The sequence below is a fragment of the Salinicoccus luteus DSM 17002 genome (assembly GCF_000712035.1).
Taxonomy (GTDB): domain Bacteria; phylum Bacillota; class Bacilli; order Staphylococcales; family Salinicoccaceae; genus Salinicoccus; species Salinicoccus luteus.
The window spans coordinates 283,992-302,399 of sequence record NZ_JONV01000007.1 but is presented as its reverse complement, the minus strand read 5'-3'; the positions used below and the strand labels follow the sequence as shown (position 1 = coordinate 302,399).

The window sequence follows — 18,408 nt, the reverse complement described above, 5'->3', positions numbered from 1 at the left end:
TATTGAATGGATGATATAGATTGGTTGATTGTAAGTGAACTTTATAGTAGTAAAAATGTCACCAGAACCGCTGAAACATTGTATATCTCACAACCGACCATTTCAAAAAAATTGAAAAAGATTGAAGAAAAATTCAACATTACGATCTACACTCGAAAAAGCAAAGGTATCGAATTTACACCTGAAGGAGAATATTTGGCCATAAAAGCCCAGGAAATATCGAATGAAATGGACCAGGTCAAAAGAGATGTCAGAAGCATGAGCTGTCAGACAGTCGGTAAGCTCAACATCGGGGTGAGCAATCACATTGCAAAATATCAGTTGCCACAAATACTGAGTGCTTTCCGGGAGCATTATCCATTGGTTGAATACAATATTCACAGTGGGTACGGCAAAGAAATATATGAGTTGATAAATACACAGAATATCCATCTGGGTTTTATAAGAGCTGAGTATGAATGGAATGGTCGCAAAGATAAATTGGGTGAAGATCCTGTATGTCTGGTCTACAAGGAACCGGTATCCAAGCAGGACTTGCCTAACCTATCCAAAATAGAATACCAGACTGGCAGTACTACAAAAGCAATGATTGAAAACTGGTGGGCTGCACACTTTGAAGTGCCTCCTAACGTAGGCATGCAAGTGGACAACGTTGAGGGGTGCAAGGAAATGGTTATGAATGGATTCGGCTATGGAATACTTCCAGAATCCATTGTGGCGGATGAAGACCCCCTCTATAAAGAACGGCTTATGCTCGATGATCAGACACCGCTGGTTGCAAGTACATGGATGTATTACACAGAGTCATTACTGGAAAATAAAATTATTGCAGAGTTTGTCGAATTTGTAAAAACAAATACAAGGAGGAAGGCCAATGACGGATAGACTAGTCGATGAATTCTCAAAAATCCCTACAACGAGCGCTTCGGATGCTTTGAAAGGGCACACTACAATGGACTATCGCATAAAGCCTTTAACATCACAGAAAGTTGCAGGAAGAGCTTTTACAGTCAAGATAACCAAGGGACAGAATAAGGATTTTCTGAAAGCCCTGAAGGAAGCAAATGAAAATGATGTCATTGTCGTGGATGCTGAGGGGGATACCAGAAGGGCGATTGCTGGAGATTTCGTAGTCGGCATGGCCAGGACTTTGGGGATACAAGGTATCATCGTAGACGGTGTCATCAGGGATATTGAAGGCATACAAGCATTAGACTACCCAGTCTTTGCAATAGGAACTACATGTGATGCCGGATTCAAGGCGGCCCCCGGTATATTGAACCGCCCAATCAGTTGCGGAGGTGTGTCTGTAAAAGATGGCGATATAGTACTCGGTGATGCAGATGGTGTTGTCGTTGTTCCGAAAGAAGAAGCGGAAACAGTTTTGGAAAAAGCGAAGCAAAAAATAGAAAAAGATGAAGCGCGCGATGAAAGAGTTGGAAACAGTATCGAAGAAATCCATCGCTATATAGACTCGATGACGAGTTAAAATATAGAAAATCCATTAATTCAAGGGGGAAATTAGCATGAAGAAGTTTTTAAGTTTATTGTTACTTGCTGTTGTTGCGTTATTTGCTGTTGCTTGTTCGGGTGAAGGTGGCTCGGAAGAATCAGCTGAGGGCGAATCCGCTGATTCTGGTGAAGGTAGCGGAGGAGAGGAGTCGGCTGAAAGCTGGGAACCTTCTGAGCCCATCGAAATCGTAGCGCCAGCAGGTGCAGGCGGTGGGTATGACACTACTGCCAGAATGGCGATGCAGACATTCAGTGAAGAAGGCATCATTGAAGAGGATATGGGTGTCACCAACAAAGTCGGTGGTGGCGGCGCTGTAGGTTGGTCGTACATAGCAGACCAAGCAGGCAGCAACCATCATCTCTTCGTAACATCTCCACCATTCCTGTTGGTGCCGTTGAATGGCCAATCGGAATACAACTACGAAGATTTCACACCAATTGCGAACATGATTGCTGACTATCCAGCTTTTGCAGTAGCAGAGGACGCAGAATGGAATGATCTCAACGAACTATTTGAAGATATGAAAGAAGACCCGGCCAGCGTAACCGTAGTGGGTACATCTTCCCCAGGCAGTATGGACCATATTGCGTTCGCATATGTGGCTAAAGCGGCCGGAGTGGATATTACCCAGATCAAGTATGTCTCTGCCCAGGACGGTGAAGGTGTAACGCAGATTCTGAATGGCAGTGCGGATGTTTTCTCAACTGGTATAGCAGAAACTGCAGAGCAGGCACGTGCGGGTAATATGAGAGTGCTCGGTGTCACTTCTGAAGAGAGGCTGGAGGGCGAGACGCTCGGACAATTCCCAACAGTAAAAGAGCAGGGGATTGATGCTGAACTGGTCAACTGGAGAGGTTTCTTTGGACCACCGGATATGGATCAGGCAGCAGTTGACTACTACGTGGAAAAATTCGAGGAATTGAGCAACTCTGAAGGTTTCGCAGATGTAAGAGCCCAATTCGGGTGGAATGAAATGTACATGGCACCTGAAGAATACCAGGAATATCTGGATGCACAAAATGAAGAATTTCAAAGCATCCTTGATGAGTTGGGCCTCGGTCAATCTGAGTAAGGATATTAAGCTGGGTTAAGCCCAGCTTAATTCACTAATGACCCATAGAGGGATTTAAATTAGAGGTGGTGTCTGAATGCTGAGAACAATGAATAGGAAAATTAGTCTTATATTACTTGCATTAGCGGCATTTTATTTAGTTATGACATATAATCTGCCTGCGTATACATATACAGAAATTGACGCGGATATGGTACCGAAAGGCCTTGGGTGGCTTCTGGTCTTCCTTTCCATAGTACTCTTTTTCATCAAAGATTCTGAGACGGAGGAACAGAGGGAGCGGCGCAATATTCCCAAAAAGGAAATCATCACATTGCTTGCAGTCACAGGAATGATACTGCTATATATCTTTTTACTGGAGATACTCGGTTTTGTCGCAGTAACGGCGCTGTTCGTATTCTTCTGCTCCTGGTTTCTTGGATATAAGAAGTTCATTACGAATGCGATAGTATCCATAGTTTTTCCAGTAGTACTGTACATGTTGTTTACGCAATTTCTACGCATAGAATTACCACAAGGAATATTGCCATTTTAAGGAGGGGTTGAATGGGTTCAATAGAAGGAATTATGACCGGTTTCCAAACAGCTTTCAGCTTGGAAGGAATCATGTTTGTCATGATTGGTGTATTGGTCGGGACATTCATCGGAATGCTACCTGGATTGGGGCCGATCAGTGCAATTGCAGTAATGATTCCGATTACATTCGGTATGGATCCCTCCACTGGTCTCATCATGATGGCTGGGGTTTACTATGGTGCAGTATTTGGCGGGTCCACATCTTCGATTCTGCTGAATGCCCCTGGAATCTCAGGAACGGTAGCGACATCTTTCGATGGCTATCCGATGGCACAGCAGGGAAAAGCGGGTAAGGCCCTGGCAATTGCAGCCATCGCATCCTTTACCGGCGGCACAGTAAGTGTAGTCCTACTTATGATTATGGCACCTGCATTGGCAAGTGTGGCAATATCCTTTGGTCCACCCGCCTACTTTGGGCTGATGCTCCTGGGATTGACAGCTATAGCCAGTCTGTCCGAAGGTTCTACTACAAAGGCCTTGATATCTGCCGTAGTCGGGTTTATGGCAGTGACTATAGGAATTGACCCACAGACGGGGACGCAGAGGTTCACCTTTGGAAATGCGAATTTGTTTGAAGGGATAGATTTTCTTGTCATCGCACTTGGGCTGTTTGCGATAGCAGAAGTAGGTAAACTGATCATAGCGAGACACGATGATTCATTAAGTGATAAGCGAAATGTCGGTTCGCTTAAAATTACAAAAGAAGAATTGAAAGATATGCGCGGGCCGATGAGTCGGCAATCGTTTGTCGGATTCTTCCTTGGTGTACTACCGGGTGCAGGTGCAACCATTGCATCTTTCATCGGATACATCATGGAAAAGAAGATTGCCAAAAAACCTGAAGAATTCGGTAAAGGGTCCGTCAAAGGCCTGACAGCCCCAGAGACAGCGAATAACGCTGCGACAAGCGGTGCTTTCGTTCCCCTGCTCAGCTTGGGGATTCCAGGATCAGGTACAACAGCCGTCTTGCTTGGTGCATTTCTAGTATTGGGTGTACAACCGGGGCCATTGCTAATGGTAGAACGCCCCGAAATTTTCTGGGGTATCATTGCGAGTATGTATCTGGGGAACATTGTTCTGCTCGTGCTCAACCTGCCCCTTATTCCGTACATATCCAAAATACTGAACATACCTAGGCCGCTTCTGATCGCCTTGGTTATTATGTTCAGTATGATTGGTGTCTACGCTATCAGTTTCAGTACATTCGATTTATATATGCTGGTACTGTTTGGCGTCCTTGGATTTCTGATGAGGCTGTTCGCTTTTCCAGCGCCTCCTTTCATATTGGCATTCATACTGGGGGGAATGCTGGAACAGTCGTTCAGGCAGTCCCTATCCATTTCGAATGGAAACTTTATGATATTTTTGGAAAGTCCGATTTCATTGACGCTGATTATTTTATCTGTACTTTCCTTTATCTTCCCGCTGTTGAAATTAAGGAAAAAGAAGGCATAGGTTATGAAGGATGTTTTCTCCAATCATTTAAAAAATATCGTTCCTTTAATAATTATTGTTGGTGTCCTTTCTCTCGTATTATTTATTGATACGGGGGGAAGGACCTTTTTCACACAGGAGCAGCAACTCACATTGGTGTTATTGATGGTGGCTGTATATATATGGATAATGGCCCCCCTCCCTGTGGGGGCAGGAAGTCTGCTCATACTTGCTTTAATGATCGCCTTTGGTCTTGTGGAAACAGTTGAAGAGGCATTCCAAGGATTCCTTTCTTCAGCCCTCTATTTTATATTCGCACTTTCCATATTGAGTAAAGTTTTTGTTAAAGTGGGCGTGGACCAGTCGATTGCCGGTACGATAAAGAAGTTCAGCAAAGATAGTATAATCAAAAGTATCATAGGGTTGCCGATACTCATTCTACTGTTGCCGATTATACTTCCTTCGGCTATAGCGAGGTTTAAAATGCTTCAGCCTCTAGTCGACAGTCTGAATAGGTTGTATGGCTTCTCTCGTGATAGTACATATCATAAATATAGCATGTTCATCATAGGTATGATAAACCAGATAGGAACGATGGTAGTGATTACAGGGGGAGGGTTTTCAGTACTCACTGTACAGCTTTTAAGTGACTTTGACGTTGTGGACATAGGCTGGACGGAATGGTTCCTGCTGCTTGTTCCTCCCATATGGATAGGCTCGATTTTAATTATCATGATGATGTTGGCTTATTTGAAACATACCGGGAAGGACAGGGGTTCAACTGATTTGAGCAAAAATGACAAGGTTGAAACCATAGAGGTAGGATATACAAAAAAGTTTTGGGCTGTATTGATCGGTTTTGCCATGATGATTCTATCCTGGATTCTGCTTGATCAGGACACCATACCATTACTGCTTCCACCCCTGCTGCTGATTGTCGTTTTTTCATTACCCAAGCTGAATCTTGTAACCAGCGAAATGATTCGGGGTTTCGACTGGGAAAATTTCCTGCTTCTCGGTACGTCTTTTTCATTGGGGATATTGCTGGCTGAAAATGGAACAGCTGATGCCATGGCCAGAGTATTGATGCTTGCAATACCTGAAGACACAAGTATTCTAATCAAAGTCATATTATTTTCTTTAATCATCTTCATACTCAGATTTTTCTTTATCGTTCCTTCCTCTGCAATAATTGTTATTTTTCCTATAGTAATTTCATATGCTGATCTGATTGGGGTTGGTGATTTGCAGCTTTCGCTGCTGGTATTTGTGATTATAGGGAGCATGCTCATCCTACCCATCCATACTCCTACTGTTTACCTCGCATTTCAAACTGGAGTGGTGAGCAGCAAAGATCAATTCCTGATCGGTCTTTGTGCAAGTCTGATCATGACAGGCATAGCGATACTTTCACTATTTTTCTATTGGTAGAACATGACTTTGAATTATTGAAGTAAGTGTTATTATGAAAGGGTAGTAATGAACTTGAAAGTCCCATCCGCTGACGGAGTTCAACGCGAATGGGATGGATATATAATTTCATTTATCAGAGGGGGAGTCAGATGGAACATCGGAAAATTCATAGGCTGTTCACCGGGAAGGTCAAAAAGGTGGGACGCAGCGATGCAGAGAACAAGATGGATCAGTCATGGGAGAGCGGCATCTTCAAGGAACCCACGGAAGGCCCGATATATCTAACCAAAACGGGCTTTGAAGGGGATGAGGTCGCTGACAAGAAGAATCATGGAGGCCCCGAGAAGGCGGTCTTCGTCTACCCGGTCAGACATTATGAAGAATGGAAACGCGAACTTCATGCAGATATCCCGGTCGGCGGTAATGGGGAAAACTTTGCGGTTTCAGGCATGGATGAATCGAATGTGTGCATTGGCGATACATTCAAGGTTGGAGAAGCGATCGTTCAGGTTTCGCAGCCCAGACGGCCATGCTGGAAGCCTGCCCGGCGCCACAAGGTCATCGATCTTGCCCTCAGAATCCAGAAGACAGGGCGTACAGGATGGTACTTCAGGGTGCTCAAGGAAGGTCATGTGCAGGCGGGGGATACATTCGAAAGGATGGAACACCCGTGCCCGGAGTGGACGATCGAGGCATGCAATGAAGTGATGTACAATCAGACCAGCAACATCGGTCTTGCGGAGAGCCTATGTGCATGTGAATATCTCGCCGACAACTGGAAAAAGACGCTCAACAAGCGTCTGCAGGGCAGCGAGGGGAGCAGTGAACCGCGCGTATTCGGTCCGAACAGGTGAATAAATGGAGAAAGGGAGCATACCATCATGGTATTGCTCCCTTTCCTCATCATATTTACTTTCCTTTTACCGTCGAATAGATCATCATGCCGATGCTTACGACGATGACGAGTATTATGACCCACATGAATATATCGAGCAGATCCATCATATCACCTCTTCATTCCTCTATTTTACACATTCGAATGTATACGTATTGGATATCTTCCACCAGGCCTTCTTGGGTGCGCCGCCCATGCCGCCTGCATCTCCGCTATCGAGTGATGGTGTCCCGCCCATATCATAGCATCTGTTGATCAGGTTCTGCTTCTCCACATGGGTCATGTATTTTGATGAGAAATAAAGTGCGGCACCCGTAAATATCCCAAGAATGGCGACACCGCCCCAGACGATTACCGGTGCGACCATGGTCGTCACTTCATCTTCATTGATTGGAGCTGCATCTTCGATCATCATCTGCACTTCTTCATCACTCAGGCCGGCGAGCTGTCTTCAACGATCTGCAGTTCTTCCTCCGTAAATGGATGGCCCTGCAGCGCCTTTTCACGATCGAGTCCGGCAGTCCTGTTTTCAAGGTCGATATAGATGCTCTCGTCGAGGGCACGCGCCTTCTCCTCACTGTAGCTGATGGTCTGGGGCGGGCTCGAGAAACTTTTGGTGGCGGCATAAGTCTTTACGGGCTCGAAAAACAGGGACGAGAATATGAGCAGGCTCAGCATGACAAAGAACACTTTTCTTATACGCATCAAAATACATCTCCTTATCGGTTGTTGGATTCCAACGTACTTCAAAAAAATTCCAAAATCAATGTATATTGCCAAAGTGTCACCGTTTTTGCAGAAGTGGATAGTATTTATTCCAACTGCCTTCCAATCTGTAACCATAAAATCACTGATTGCATCGATCTTTGGGTATGACTTTAATTTTTCGTCATACTGAATTAATCTTGGATTAAAGGAATTGGCGGTTCGGAACCCAGGTGGAGGGAATCGTCCAATTTTGAAGCAAATCCCCTGTTGACGGGGAGAATAGGGGTATATCTGATGAATATCGACAAATTCTACCGCAGATTCATGGAAGACAGGAAAATGGCAAGGATCCAGGCGGATTATGTGAAGGACGAAGAACAGATGGCGGAACTGGCTGCACTGCTGAACGGGAAGGAACGGGATCTGATCGATAGGCTGAAGCGTGTGCACCCGATGGATGGCTATTTTGAAGTGGAGTATGCACCGGATGAGCATCCCATCCTGACCGGTTCACACATCATCATCAACCATGACGGGAAGGGGCTGATCCATACACGTGCGGTGACGGTATTATCCCGTATGCTGAAGAGGGGAGGGCCACCAGCCGATACCGCCCGTCTTACGCAGGAGGCGGAAGAATGGATCGGCACCGCAGCGGTGATGGACCATAAGATGATATTGGACGGCTATCCTGAAGCGTTTCTCGAAGTGATGGTCAGAAATCTCGGCCATGATTCCGAAGCGGCATCGAAGAAAGGCTACATCAGGGAGCTGAATGAAATCCTGACGGATCCGGAAGTGCTGCAGCAGATGCTCTCCCAGATCCCTCCAAAGGAATATTATGCACTCATGTCATATGTGAACAGGTCGGAGTGCAGCGTCAAACTCAATGACTTCCGCATACTCCACTTCACGGGGGTCATCCTGCCGGTGAGTGAAGAAGTCGGCATGCTGCATAAGGAGGTCATGGAGGCGGTGAGGCGTGCCGCCCAGGCTCATGCCCTCCCCCACAGCCCGGTGGACAATGGTGACGGATATGATGCGATGCGCCTCAAAGTCACACTGCTCCACACCAAAACCCCGATATGGAGGGAAATCATCGTCCCGATGGACCTCAATTTCTATGAACTGCATCTCATCATCCAGGCGGCGATGGGCTGGGATGACAGCCACATGGCCGAGTTCCTCGATGATCACCATGAAATCTTCGTCCATTCATTTGATATGGAGGGACGGATGGAGTTCGGCACAGACGGCAGCCGCAAGGAATACCTGGCGAGCGAGGTGCATGTCGGGGCGGTTCTCGGTGAGGGGGACAGCATACGATACTGGTATGACTATGGCGATGACTGGCTCCATGAGGTGAAGGTGCTGGAGGCAATGACGCTCGGGGAGCCGGTACTGCCGCGTGTCGAAAAGTACAGGGGGCCGGTCGTAATGGATGACGTCGGTGGCGTCGGCGGGCTTGAGGAGATGCTCGCCATATTGAAGGATGAATCCCATCCGGAGTATGAGGAGACGCTCCTCTGGGCCAGGAGCAACGGCTATAGACAGCGCTATCCGAAGCAGGCGATCAACCGCAGGCTCGCTGCACTTTTCAGTGGAGAAGGGCCCCTTGGGGCGTCTGATGCGGGGGCTTTGGGGCTTGAAGAGAGTGTTGAAGGTTTGATTTCCGAGCACGAATACGCGCTGGCGTTGTTTGAGGGCGGAGCTGCACCGGGCGACTACATCGATGCGATGGTCGGGTACGCAGAAGATCCCCATAGGCTGCACGGAGTGGTGGCGGAGATGGATGAGGAGGAAGTGTTGACGCTTGTCGACTGGCTTCTGGGCCAGGAAGGGGATGCGGTCCAGTACATCCTTGCTAAGAAGGATGGCATGAAGACGTTGCATGCCAGGCGGCTGGTTGTACCGGCGGGTGCGGGCCTTCTCGATCGATGGGCCATCCATCCCAGCATTGCCGAGCCATTGCTTGCATTGCTGTTCGACAAGGAGAGTCCGAAGCATCCCGGTCGCCTGCATAGCGAAAAGTACATGGAGGATGTGGATATGAAGCGGCTGGTCGATGAAAGCATGACCATGGAGGAAATCAAAGACCGCCTCAGAGCCATGAAATATAGAGGATATTCGAAGCTCAAAAAATGAGGGCTCGTCGAGACATATACTGAGATCCTCACCAGCCGGGAATGGTTGGCCCGCCTCCTCGAGCGTCTCCATCCGGTGGAGCTCGTAGTGCTCAACAACAAGATCGAAACGGATGAGCTTCCTTTCTGGTCATCGCTGGAGCCATGCCATGATCTGCAGCGCCTTGGTCTGGTGTTCGAAGCGGCGTATGACGGATGCTTCATGCATCCTGAAACCGCGAGGGCAGTCAGGAAGGTGGATATCGAATCCATCATTGAGGCGCACATTGAAGCGGGACGCCTGAACCTTCAGTAGATAAACGTGAGATGGGCTGCAGTCAGGAAGTGCTGCAGCGGCATGCAAGTGCCCTCTCCCGACTGCAGGAGAATCAAACCCCCTCTGATGCCATCCTGCTTGACGACCCAAGTTCAATTCTGCAGGTGGCCTTTATGGATATACAATTTGTAAGTTTTGGGGAGGGCCATTCGGGGAAGATGATAGACCGTCAGGCTTTAAATCGTCCTAAAAATAGGATAGAATTCATTATAAGGAGACGTTCGATGACTGTACTCCCGGCGCTGTAAATGAAAGCGCTTTTTTATAGTGCGTTCATCACAATATCCAATTAAGTGAAATGAAGGAGGAAGTTTCAATGGTACAACCGTATCACGCAGAACCAGCTACAGATTTTACACAAGAAGAGAACAAGAAGGCCTTCAGGGATGCCCTGGCACAGGTCAAAAATGATTTTGGCATCAAACGTCCGCTCATCATCGGCGGTGAACATATAGAAACAGAGGACCAGATCACTTCGTACAATCCGTCGAATAAGGAAGAGGTTGTCGGACATGTTTCAAAAGCGACGACCGAGCATATCGATCAGGCGATGGCGGCTGCGGAAGAAGCGTTCGAATCATGGAGTGAATGGGATCCTAAAGACCGTGCAGAACTGCTCATCAGAGTGGCGGCAATCATCAGACGCCGCAAGCATGAGTTCTCGGCGCTGATGGTATATGAAGCAGGTAAACCATGGAATGAGGCCGATGGGGATACGAATGAAGGCATCGACTTCATCGAATACTATGCCAGATCCATGATGGAACTGGCAGACGGCAAACCGACACTCGACCGCGAAGGCGAACACAACAAATACTTCTACCAGCCGATGGGGCCGGGTGTCACGATTACACCATGGAACTTCCCGTTTGCCATCATGACGGGCACAACTGTGGCGCCAATCATCGCAGGAAACACTGTGCTGCTCAAGCCGGCGGAAGATACACCACTGATCGCCTATAAGCTGATGGAGGTGCTTGAGGAAGCGGGCGTGCCGAAAGGTGTCGTCAACTTCGTTACGGGTGACGCAAGTGTCATTGGGGACTACATGGTCGACCACCATAAGACGCACTTCATCACGTTTACAGGTTCAAAAGCGACCGGACTGCGCATCAACAAGCGGGCAGCAGAAGTTCAGGAAGGACAGGATTTTCTGAAGCGCGTCATCACTGAGATGGGCGGCAAGGATACAATCATCGTCGACAAGGATGCGGACCTCGACCTTGCAGCCGACGCAATCGTCAGTTCCGCCTTTGGATTCTCAGGACAGAAATGTTCCGCCGGCTCCCGTGCGGTCATCCATAAGGATGTCTATGACGAAGTGCTGCAGAAATCCATTGAACTGACGGAGGAACTGACGGTCGGCGACCCTGTAGACGAAACCTACATGGGACCGGTGATCAGCCAGAAGCAGTTCGACATGATCAAGAATTATATTGAAATCGGCAAGGAAGAGGGCGAACTGAAAATTGGAGGAGAAACCGACGACTCCAAAGGCTACTTCATCCATCCGACGATATTCGCAGATGTGGACCCGAAAGCACGTATCATGCAGGAAGAGATATTCGGACCGGTCGTGGCATTTGCTAAAGCGGAAGACTTCGATGAGATGCTGAAGATCGCCAACAATACCGAGTACGGACTGACGGGGGCCGTCATTACGAACACACGTGAACACTGGCACCTCGCATGCCGCAAGTTCAATGTCGGCAACCTGTACCTGAACCGCGGATGTACAGCGGCCGTAGTCGGCTATCATCCATTCGGCGGCTTCAAGATGTCTGGCTCCGACCAGAAGACCGGCAGTCCGGACTATCTTCTGAATTTCCTCGAGCAGAAAGTCGTATCAGAGATGTTCTAGAACATTGATATGGAATAGAATTTTAATGCGTTGGATGACTGATGAAGTCATCCAACGCATTTTTTATAGGGCAAAAATTACAGAGTGATATAGCAGAAAGCTATATCTGACCATGAAAATTATCAGTTATCTTATATCACCCCCATCATGCTAACATGAAGCTATCAAATAAACATATCAGGGAGTGGTTGAGAATGGCGGTAATCAATAAAGTGGGTACACGTAAAGAAACACCTTTCAGGTTTGATAATGTAGGCAGTTTTCTGAGGCCGGCGACATTGAAGGTGGCACGGAAGGCATATCAGGAGGACAGGCTTACACGTGAAGAGTTGACGCTGATTGAAGACGAAGCGATCCGCGACCTCGTGGAAAAGCAGAAGGGAATAGGCCTCAAAGCGATTACGGACGGTGAGTTCCGCCGCTCCTGGTGGCATCTAGACTTCATGTGGGGCCTGAATGGCGTGGAGAAGGTGGACATCGACCGTGGCTATCAGTTCAATGGTGAAGAGACACGCCCCGAATCAGCAAGGCTCACTGGAAAGATCAGTGGCGAAGGTCATCCATTCGTCGAGCATTTCAAGTTCATCCAGCAGTTTGCGGATGAGGAGGTAATTGCGAGACAGACGCTCCCGGCACCTGCACAGTTCCTGCTTGAACTTCAGCGCCCTGAAAACATCGAGGCGACGCAGCAGTTCTATCCGGATACGGATGAATTGATTGAAGACATCGCGGCAGCATATCGGACAGTCATCAAAGACCTGTATGCATCCGGTTGCCGCAGTGTCCAGATTGACGACTGTACATGGGGCATACTCGTGGATGAAAACTTCTGGAAGACGTTAAACGATGATGCCTCGGTCGAAAGCTATGCGAAAGCATTCGTCAACGTGAACAATAAAGCAATCGAAGGACACCCCCGGGACCTCGCCATCACAACACACGTATGCCGTGGAAACTATCATTCCACATGGGCCTCCTCCGGTGCCTATGATACAGTGGCTGAAATCCTTTTCGGTGAAGAGAAGGTTGATGCCTACTATCTGGAATTCGATACCGAGCGCGCCGGCGGGTTCGAGTCGCTGGTCAATGTCGGTGAAGACAAGCTCGTGGTCCTGGGACTCTTCTCCTCCAAGGTCGCAGAACTTGAAGACAAGAAAGAGATCAAGGCACGCATAGAAGAGGCGTCCAAGTATGTGCCCCTCGAACGGCTGTGCGTCAGCCCGCAATGCGGATTCGCCTCTACGGAGGAGGGCAACATCCTGACAGAAGAAGAGCAGTGGAACAAGCTGCGCCTCGTGCATGAAGTCGCAGAGGAAGTCTGGGGCAAATAAGAAGGAAGGTGGGAAATCGATGATTTCCCACCTTCCTTCTGCTTTATCATGCGGATTTTCAATGAGTCCCAATTAAAGAGCCCATCACTCTATATCATGCTGCTGAACCAGAATCCGAGGGCGGTTCCGATATAGTTGCCAAGGATATACCCGAGTGTCCCGACGATCAGAATCGGACCGACGAGCTTCGTCCATCCCCGGGAGATGGCCATGGCGGCGGCCGTCGTCGGTCCGCCGATGTTGGCGTTGCTGGAGAGGATGATTTCTTCAAGGTCGAATTTGAACAGTTTCCCGAGCGAGAACGACACTGCCATGTTGATGAATACGATGATGGCCGCAAACAACAGGATGAGTGGCGCGTTCTGTATGATCAATGGGATTGAAGCGGGCACTCCGATGACGACGAAGAAGATGTAGATCAGGAAAGTGCCGATCTCCTGTGCGCCGTTGATCCGTCCGAAATACCTCGGTACCAATGTAACGAGCAAGAGTGTCAATGTCGTCAGCATCAGATAGTTGTCACCGACAATCGCCCGGAGGATCGTCAGGAAGATGTTCGCATCCTTCGGAATCAGATTGCTGAAGATTTCGGCGAGCTTGAAGGATACCGCGACGATGACGAAAGACGTGCCGACGGCGAGTGCGATATCATTCAGTGAAATCTCCTTGCGCTTCCAGTAGGAGGCAGCCGCCGTCTTATCCACTTCGTCCCTGGATTCGACTTCATCGATGTGCGGTGTCCCGAACCTGTTCCTGAAGAACCCGAAAGCCGGCAGGGCAATGAGCACGAGGAAGTAGACGGCCATCAGCAGGTTGTCCGCAACGACTGCAGAGGATACCGTCTCACCGGGTACATCAAAGCGCGAAGCCAGGGCGGCGAAGTTCACGCTCCCACCCGTATAAGAACCTGAGATCATCGCTGCGATATGTGGAAGCCCCGGAATCAGATCCTTAAGCAAAGTGAATGAAACGATGACACCGGCGACGGTGCCGGTGGCGCTGATCAGGAAGATGATCAGCAGCCGGCCGCTTTCATGCCATATCTTAAGTATGTTCGACTGGAACAGGAGCAGCGGGATGGAGAGTGGTACGACATAGCTCCATACCGCATCATAGACCGGCGACTCGATGGGGATGACCCCGGTGTTCGCCAGGATCATCGCTCCGAGCAGGGCGACGATGGCCCCTGAAAGTTTCGATGCCCATTCGAAGCGCTGTTCCAGATAGATCGATACTGCCGCCCAGCCGACGAGGAATGCCCACAGGAGCCACGTCTCATCGGGCGAAATCAATGTGTCCATGTATAAATCCCCCTTGTTCTATTTCCCTATCGCACATTCTATGATTTTCTGTAGACCATCCGACCATCGATGAACGTGTAATGGATAAGTGCATCACTCAGAACGATATCCTCATCCAGCGGATTTTCATCGAGTATGATGAGGTCGGCATCCTTGCCGATATCGACGGTGCCGTTTTGGTCCTCCGTACGGTTGAGCTTCGCGCCATTCACCGTCATCGCCTTCAATGCCTCGAAACGCGTCAGCTTCATGTCCTCCCCAAGCACCCTGCCGCTCTTCGTCTCACGGTCGCATGCGATGCGGATGGTCTCGAGCGGTGAAATCGGCGTCACCGGGCAGTCGGAATGGAGTGTATAGAGCACACCGAGGTCTTCGGCCCACCGTGCCGGATTCATTTTTTCGGCGCGCTCCGGCCCAAGGAACTTCTCGTAGTGCTTGTCCCCGAAGTAGTAGATATGATTGGTGAAGAAAGACCCGTCGATGTGATGCGTCTTCATCGCCTCTATATCCGCATATTCCCCCGTCTGGATGTGTTCTATGCGCTTGACTTCACCGTAATCCGGCAAAGCTTCCACCTTACTGTAGGCTTCGATGATGGATTTGATCGCTGCATCCCCATTGCCGTGTGTCGTGAGCGGATAACCCCGCCTGGCAAAATCCAGATACAGTGCTTCGAGCTTCTCCTGTGGAATGATGATGTGGCTTTTGTCCGCCACATTATGGTAGTCGCGGGTCAGCGCCGCAGTGTTGATCTGGATGGAGCCGTCCTGGAAGAACTTCGCACTGTCGAGCGTGCACTGTCCGTCGGACAGGGTTTCTATCCTTTCCTTCAATTCCGAAAATGAAAGGCCCTTGAGTGCTTCTGATTCCATCAGTAAGTGATAGTCGATCATCAGCCGGAGTTTGAGGTCGTTGTCCTGCTGGATGTAGGCGGTGAAGGCACCATAGTCGTCCGCACCATGGGCGAGGCCGACGCATGCTTCGGTGGCGGTTGTGATGCCCCGTTCGATATAGTCCGACTCGGCCGATTCGAGTGCATGGATCATCTCTTCCTTGGTGGGTTTCGGCAGGTGGGGGAGAAGCACCTCCACTGCAGGCAGCTCGAACAGGAGACCGTTCAGCTTGCCATCCGTCCGGGCGAAATAGCCGCCGTCAGGATCTGGTGTATCCGCTGTGATGCCGGCGATTTCGAGGGCTCTGGAGTTCGCGACGCCCATATGGGCGGAACTGTGCCGGATGTAGATCGGATGGTCCGTGGATACGGCATCGAGTTCTTTAATCGTAATATGGCGGTCCTCCTCGAGTTCGATTTCGCTGTAGCCATGTCCGACGATCCATTCACCGGCCGGCGTATCTGCCGCACGGGCTTTGAGTGCGTTCTGTATGTCTGCGACATTCTTCACCACCTCGGGCGTCAGGTCGACAAGCGACTTGTACAGTCCGTAGAGCAGCAGATGGCTGTGCGTATCGATGAAGCCGGGCAGGACGAAGCGGCCTTCCGCATCCAGCACATCTTCTTCACCTGCGGCGATTTCCTCATCAATGTGCACGATCTTTCCGTCTTCAATCAGAATATCCCCGAAGTAGGGGGTGTCGAACACCATATCGATGATGTTTGCATTTTTAATCAATAGTGTAGTCATCGTCTATCCTCCAATGTAGGGTTGTGCAGTTTTTCGAAATAGGCGGCCTGTACCGTTTCCGACGGTGCATGCTTCGTCATGAGGCTGACGCCGACGAGCAGTACGATCGAAACCAGGAAGCCAAACAGCGCATGGTCCATGCCGATCGGCAGGAACGGATAGGCGAGGACAAGCAGGGCGGTACCGAGCATGCTGACGAATACGCCCATCTTCGTGACCCGTTTCCAGAACATAACGGCAAGGAACGGGAATACGATGACGGTCGCCGTCAGGCGCAGTGCCCACTGGTATGTCGTTGCGATATCCTCGACCGTATAGGCGAACAGGCACGCAAGGCTCGTGATGATCAGGACGGACACGCGCGAGAAGAACAGCATGCGCTTGCCGCCGGCATTCCTGTTGATGAAGTTCCTGTAGAAGTCGACCGTCAGGTTGCTCGATCCCTGCAGTATGAACGATGTGGCCCCGGTCATGAGTGCAGCAAGCAGCCCAAGGAAGACGAGTCCGCCGATCGGGCTTGCCAGCAGGAAGTCCGTGACGTATGAGAATACGAGATCGGGATGCATATCCAAAGGCACAAACTGGCGGGCGGCGAGTCCGATCAGGAATGGCAGGAAGGAAATCAGTCCGGCGATGATGAAGCCGAGCGTGTTGGCACCGACCGCGACAGTCTCATCCTTTGCTGCGAATATGCGCTGCCATGTCGACTGCCATACCATATAGAAGGGGCCGACCGACAGGGCATAGAGCAGAATCTCCCCGTAGCCTTCAGGACCTGCGATGCTCAAGTATTCAGGTGCGCTCGCTTCAAACAGTGCGCCGAATCCGCCGACGTGTGCCACGGTGACGATGGTGAGGACAACGACCCCGATGATGATGAGGATGGACTGGATCGCATCCGTCAGAATCGTCGCCGGCAGTCCGCCGATGACGGTGAATATAAGTATGACCACAAATGAAATGAATATGCCCATCGGCAGGCTGACGCCCATCGTAATGTTGAATACCGTCGACATGCCGACCATCTGGAGTGCCGTCGTCGGCACGGAATAGATGAAGGCGGACAGTATGGAAGGGACGATGCCCGCCTTGCCCCCGAAGCGGACCGTGAACAGGTCCGCCATCGTAATCAGGCGCTGGCACCTGAGCGGCTTTGCGAACCCGAGGATCAGGATCAGCGAGAAGACGATGGCGACGAAAGCGAACTTCCAGTAGCCCGAGAGTCCGACCGTGAAGCCGAGTCCGACCCAGCCGATGAAGACCGCTGCCCCGCAGAATGTACTGATGATGGTGCCGGTGATCTTCCAGAAGCCGGTGTTCCAGCTGCTGATCAGATAATCTTCATACGTTGTGATTCTTCTGAAATAGAATGCCGCGATACCCAGCATGAATATGAAATAGAGGACAAAATAGAATATATACCAGCCCAATGGCGATCAGCTCCGATTTTAGGATGGTTAGAATTATATAGCATATCGGATGAAATTTCTAACTTGCCTGATAATTTCATCCGGGTGGTGGAGTCATGAGGGGGAATCATGGGTAATATAGGAGTGATGGGAAGCGATGGCAGAGCAGTAGGGGCACAACAAATCACTATCAAAGGGGAGAGGCAGATGTTTACGAGAATCGGGGAAGTCATGCTCTATGTGAATGATCAGGAGGCGACGCGTAAATTCTGGACGGAGAAATTCGGTTTCATCGTCGCTTCGGAATCCGAGGAAGGGGCCGATATGAAGTGGATCGAGATAAAGCCGACACAAAAAGCGGAGACGAGCATCATCCTCCATGACAGGAAACTCATCGAGAAGCTGTCGCCGGAGCTGAACTTCGGTACGCCTTCTCTGATGCTTTTTACGGATGACCTCGACAAACTGCACGAAGAACTCTCGGGAAGAGGGGTGAAAGTCGGGGAGATTGAAACATTCTCATCCGAGCGGACATTCAACTTTGCAGATAATGAAGAGAACTATTTTGCCGTAATGGAAAAAGGGGAATAGGACACAAAAAGACCCTCACCTTCATATGAAGGTGAGGGTCGCTTAATGGAACCAAGGGGGCTCGAACCCCTGACCTTTGCACTGCCAGTGCAACGCTCTCCCAGCTGAGCTATGGCCCCTGATTGCTACATTCATATTCTATACAATAACTCCATATTATTCAAGCTTGATTCCATCTTTTATTCTGTTCAATACGATTTT

The 18,408-nt window shown here is 49.6% G+C and carries 17 protein-coding genes and 1 tRNA gene; 12 read left to right on the top strand and 6 right to left on the bottom strand.

The window, feature by feature from the left end:
* Positions 1–6 precede the first annotated feature (6 nt).
* The 7 genes from BO53_RS0104155 (at position 7) to BO53_RS0104125 (ending at position 6,862) form a co-directional block, all read left to right on the top strand.
* Positions 7–885: a LysR family transcriptional regulator gene (locus BO53_RS0104155; RefSeq protein ID WP_031545752.1), complete on the top strand. Its 879-nt coding sequence runs from the start codon at positions 7–9 to the stop codon at positions 883–885.
* Positions 875–1,489: an RraA family protein gene (locus tag BO53_RS0104150; RefSeq protein ID WP_031545750.1), complete on the top strand. Its 615-nt coding sequence runs from the start codon at positions 875–877 to the stop codon at positions 1,487–1,489. Before BO53_RS0104155 ends, BO53_RS0104150 begins: the two co-directional genes overlap by 11 nt.
* A 37-nt stretch (positions 1,490–1,526) precedes the next feature.
* Complete coding sequence (locus tag BO53_RS0104145) at positions 1,527–2,585, top strand: tripartite tricarboxylate transporter substrate binding protein (RefSeq protein ID WP_031545747.1); 1,059 nt, start codon at positions 1,527–1,529, stop codon at positions 2,583–2,585.
* Positions 2,586–2,661: 76 nt separating this feature from the next.
* Positions 2,662–3,120, top strand: coding sequence for a tripartite tricarboxylate transporter TctB family protein (locus BO53_RS0104140; RefSeq protein ID WP_031545744.1), 459 nt, complete (start codon positions 2,662–2,664; stop codon positions 3,118–3,120).
* Positions 3,121–3,131: 11 nt separating this feature from the next.
* Complete coding sequence (locus tag BO53_RS0104135) at positions 3,132–4,616, top strand: tripartite tricarboxylate transporter permease (RefSeq protein WP_031545742.1); 1,485 nt, start codon at positions 3,132–3,134, stop codon at positions 4,614–4,616.
* Positions 4,617–4,619: 3 nt separating this feature from the next.
* The gene (locus BO53_RS0104130; protein WP_031545740.1) at positions 4,620–6,026 is read left to right on the top strand and encodes an SLC13 family permease; all 1,407 of its coding nucleotides are present in this window, start codon (positions 4,620–4,622) and stop codon (positions 6,024–6,026) included.
* A gap of 131 nt (positions 6,027–6,157) precedes the next feature.
* Positions 6,158–6,862: an MOSC domain-containing protein gene (locus BO53_RS0104125; RefSeq protein ID WP_031545738.1), complete on the top strand. Its 705-nt coding sequence runs from the start codon at positions 6,158–6,160 to the stop codon at positions 6,860–6,862.
* Between the two features lie 168 nt (positions 6,863–7,030).
* On the opposite strand, the gene BO53_RS0104115 is transcribed toward BO53_RS0104125, so the two are convergent.
* Together BO53_RS0104115 and BO53_RS0104110 are read right to left on the bottom strand one after the other, a co-directional pair.
* A complete protein-coding gene (locus BO53_RS0104115) occupies positions 7,031–7,318 on the bottom strand; it encodes a hypothetical protein (protein WP_156956086.1) in 288 nt (95 codons plus the stop codon).
* Between the two features lie 17 nt (positions 7,319–7,335).
* A complete protein-coding gene (locus BO53_RS0104110) occupies positions 7,336–7,608 on the bottom strand; it encodes a hypothetical protein (protein WP_031545732.1) in 273 nt (90 codons plus the stop codon).
* A 297-nt stretch (positions 7,609–7,905) separates the two neighbouring features.
* Between BO53_RS0104110 and BO53_RS0104105 the strand changes: the two genes are divergently transcribed.
* From BO53_RS0104105 to BO53_RS0104085, 4 genes are all read left to right on the top strand, one after another.
* Positions 7,906–9,756, top strand: coding sequence for a plasmid pRiA4b ORF-3 family protein (locus tag BO53_RS0104105; RefSeq protein WP_031545730.1), 1,851 nt, complete (start codon positions 7,906–7,908; stop codon positions 9,754–9,756).
* 45 nt (positions 9,757–9,801) lie between these two features.
* On the top strand, positions 9,802–10,050 hold the full coding sequence (locus BO53_RS0104100) for a hypothetical protein (protein WP_031545727.1): 249 nt from the start codon (positions 9,802–9,804) through the stop codon (positions 10,048–10,050).
* Between the two features lie 337 nt (positions 10,051–10,387).
* Positions 10,388–11,932: an L-glutamate gamma-semialdehyde dehydrogenase gene (gene pruA, locus BO53_RS0104090; RefSeq protein WP_031545723.1), complete on the top strand. Its 1,545-nt coding sequence runs from the start codon at positions 10,388–10,390 to the stop codon at positions 11,930–11,932.
* A 194-nt stretch (positions 11,933–12,126) separates the two neighbouring features.
* On the top strand, positions 12,127–13,263 hold the full coding sequence (locus BO53_RS0104085; protein ID WP_031545721.1) for a 5-methyltetrahydropteroyltriglutamate--homocysteine S-methyltransferase: 1,137 nt from the start codon (positions 12,127–12,129) through the stop codon (positions 13,261–13,263).
* Positions 13,264–13,352: 89 nt separating this feature from the next.
* On the opposite strand, the gene BO53_RS0104080 is transcribed toward BO53_RS0104085, so the two are convergent.
* From BO53_RS0104080 to BO53_RS0104070, 3 genes are read right to left on the bottom strand one after another with little or no spacing between them, the layout of a single operon-like run.
* On the bottom strand, positions 13,353–14,564 hold the full coding sequence (locus BO53_RS0104080; protein ID WP_031545719.1) for a DUF819 family protein: 1,212 nt from the start codon (positions 14,562–14,564) through the stop codon (positions 13,353–13,355).
* A gap of 38 nt (positions 14,565–14,602) precedes the next feature.
* Entirely contained in the window at positions 14,603–16,207 is a 1,605-nt protein-coding gene (locus tag BO53_RS0104075) for an amidohydrolase (RefSeq protein WP_031545716.1), read from the bottom strand.
* Positions 16,204–17,637: a sodium:solute symporter family protein gene (locus BO53_RS0104070; RefSeq protein ID WP_031545714.1), complete on the bottom strand. Its 1,434-nt coding sequence runs from the start codon at positions 17,635–17,637 to the stop codon at positions 16,204–16,206. Before BO53_RS0104070 ends, BO53_RS0104075 begins: the two co-directional genes overlap by 4 nt.
* Positions 17,638–17,823: 186 nt before the next feature.
* Between BO53_RS0104070 and BO53_RS0104065 the strand changes: the two genes are divergently transcribed.
* On the top strand, positions 17,824–18,207 hold the full coding sequence (locus BO53_RS0104065) for a VOC family protein (RefSeq protein WP_031545712.1): 384 nt from the start codon (positions 17,824–17,826) through the stop codon (positions 18,205–18,207).
* 46 nt (positions 18,208–18,253) lie between these two features.
* On the opposite strand, the gene BO53_RS0104060 is transcribed toward BO53_RS0104065, so the two are convergent.
* Positions 18,254–18,326 (bottom strand) — tRNA-Ala (locus BO53_RS0104060).
* Positions 18,327–18,408: the final 82 nt, after the last annotated feature.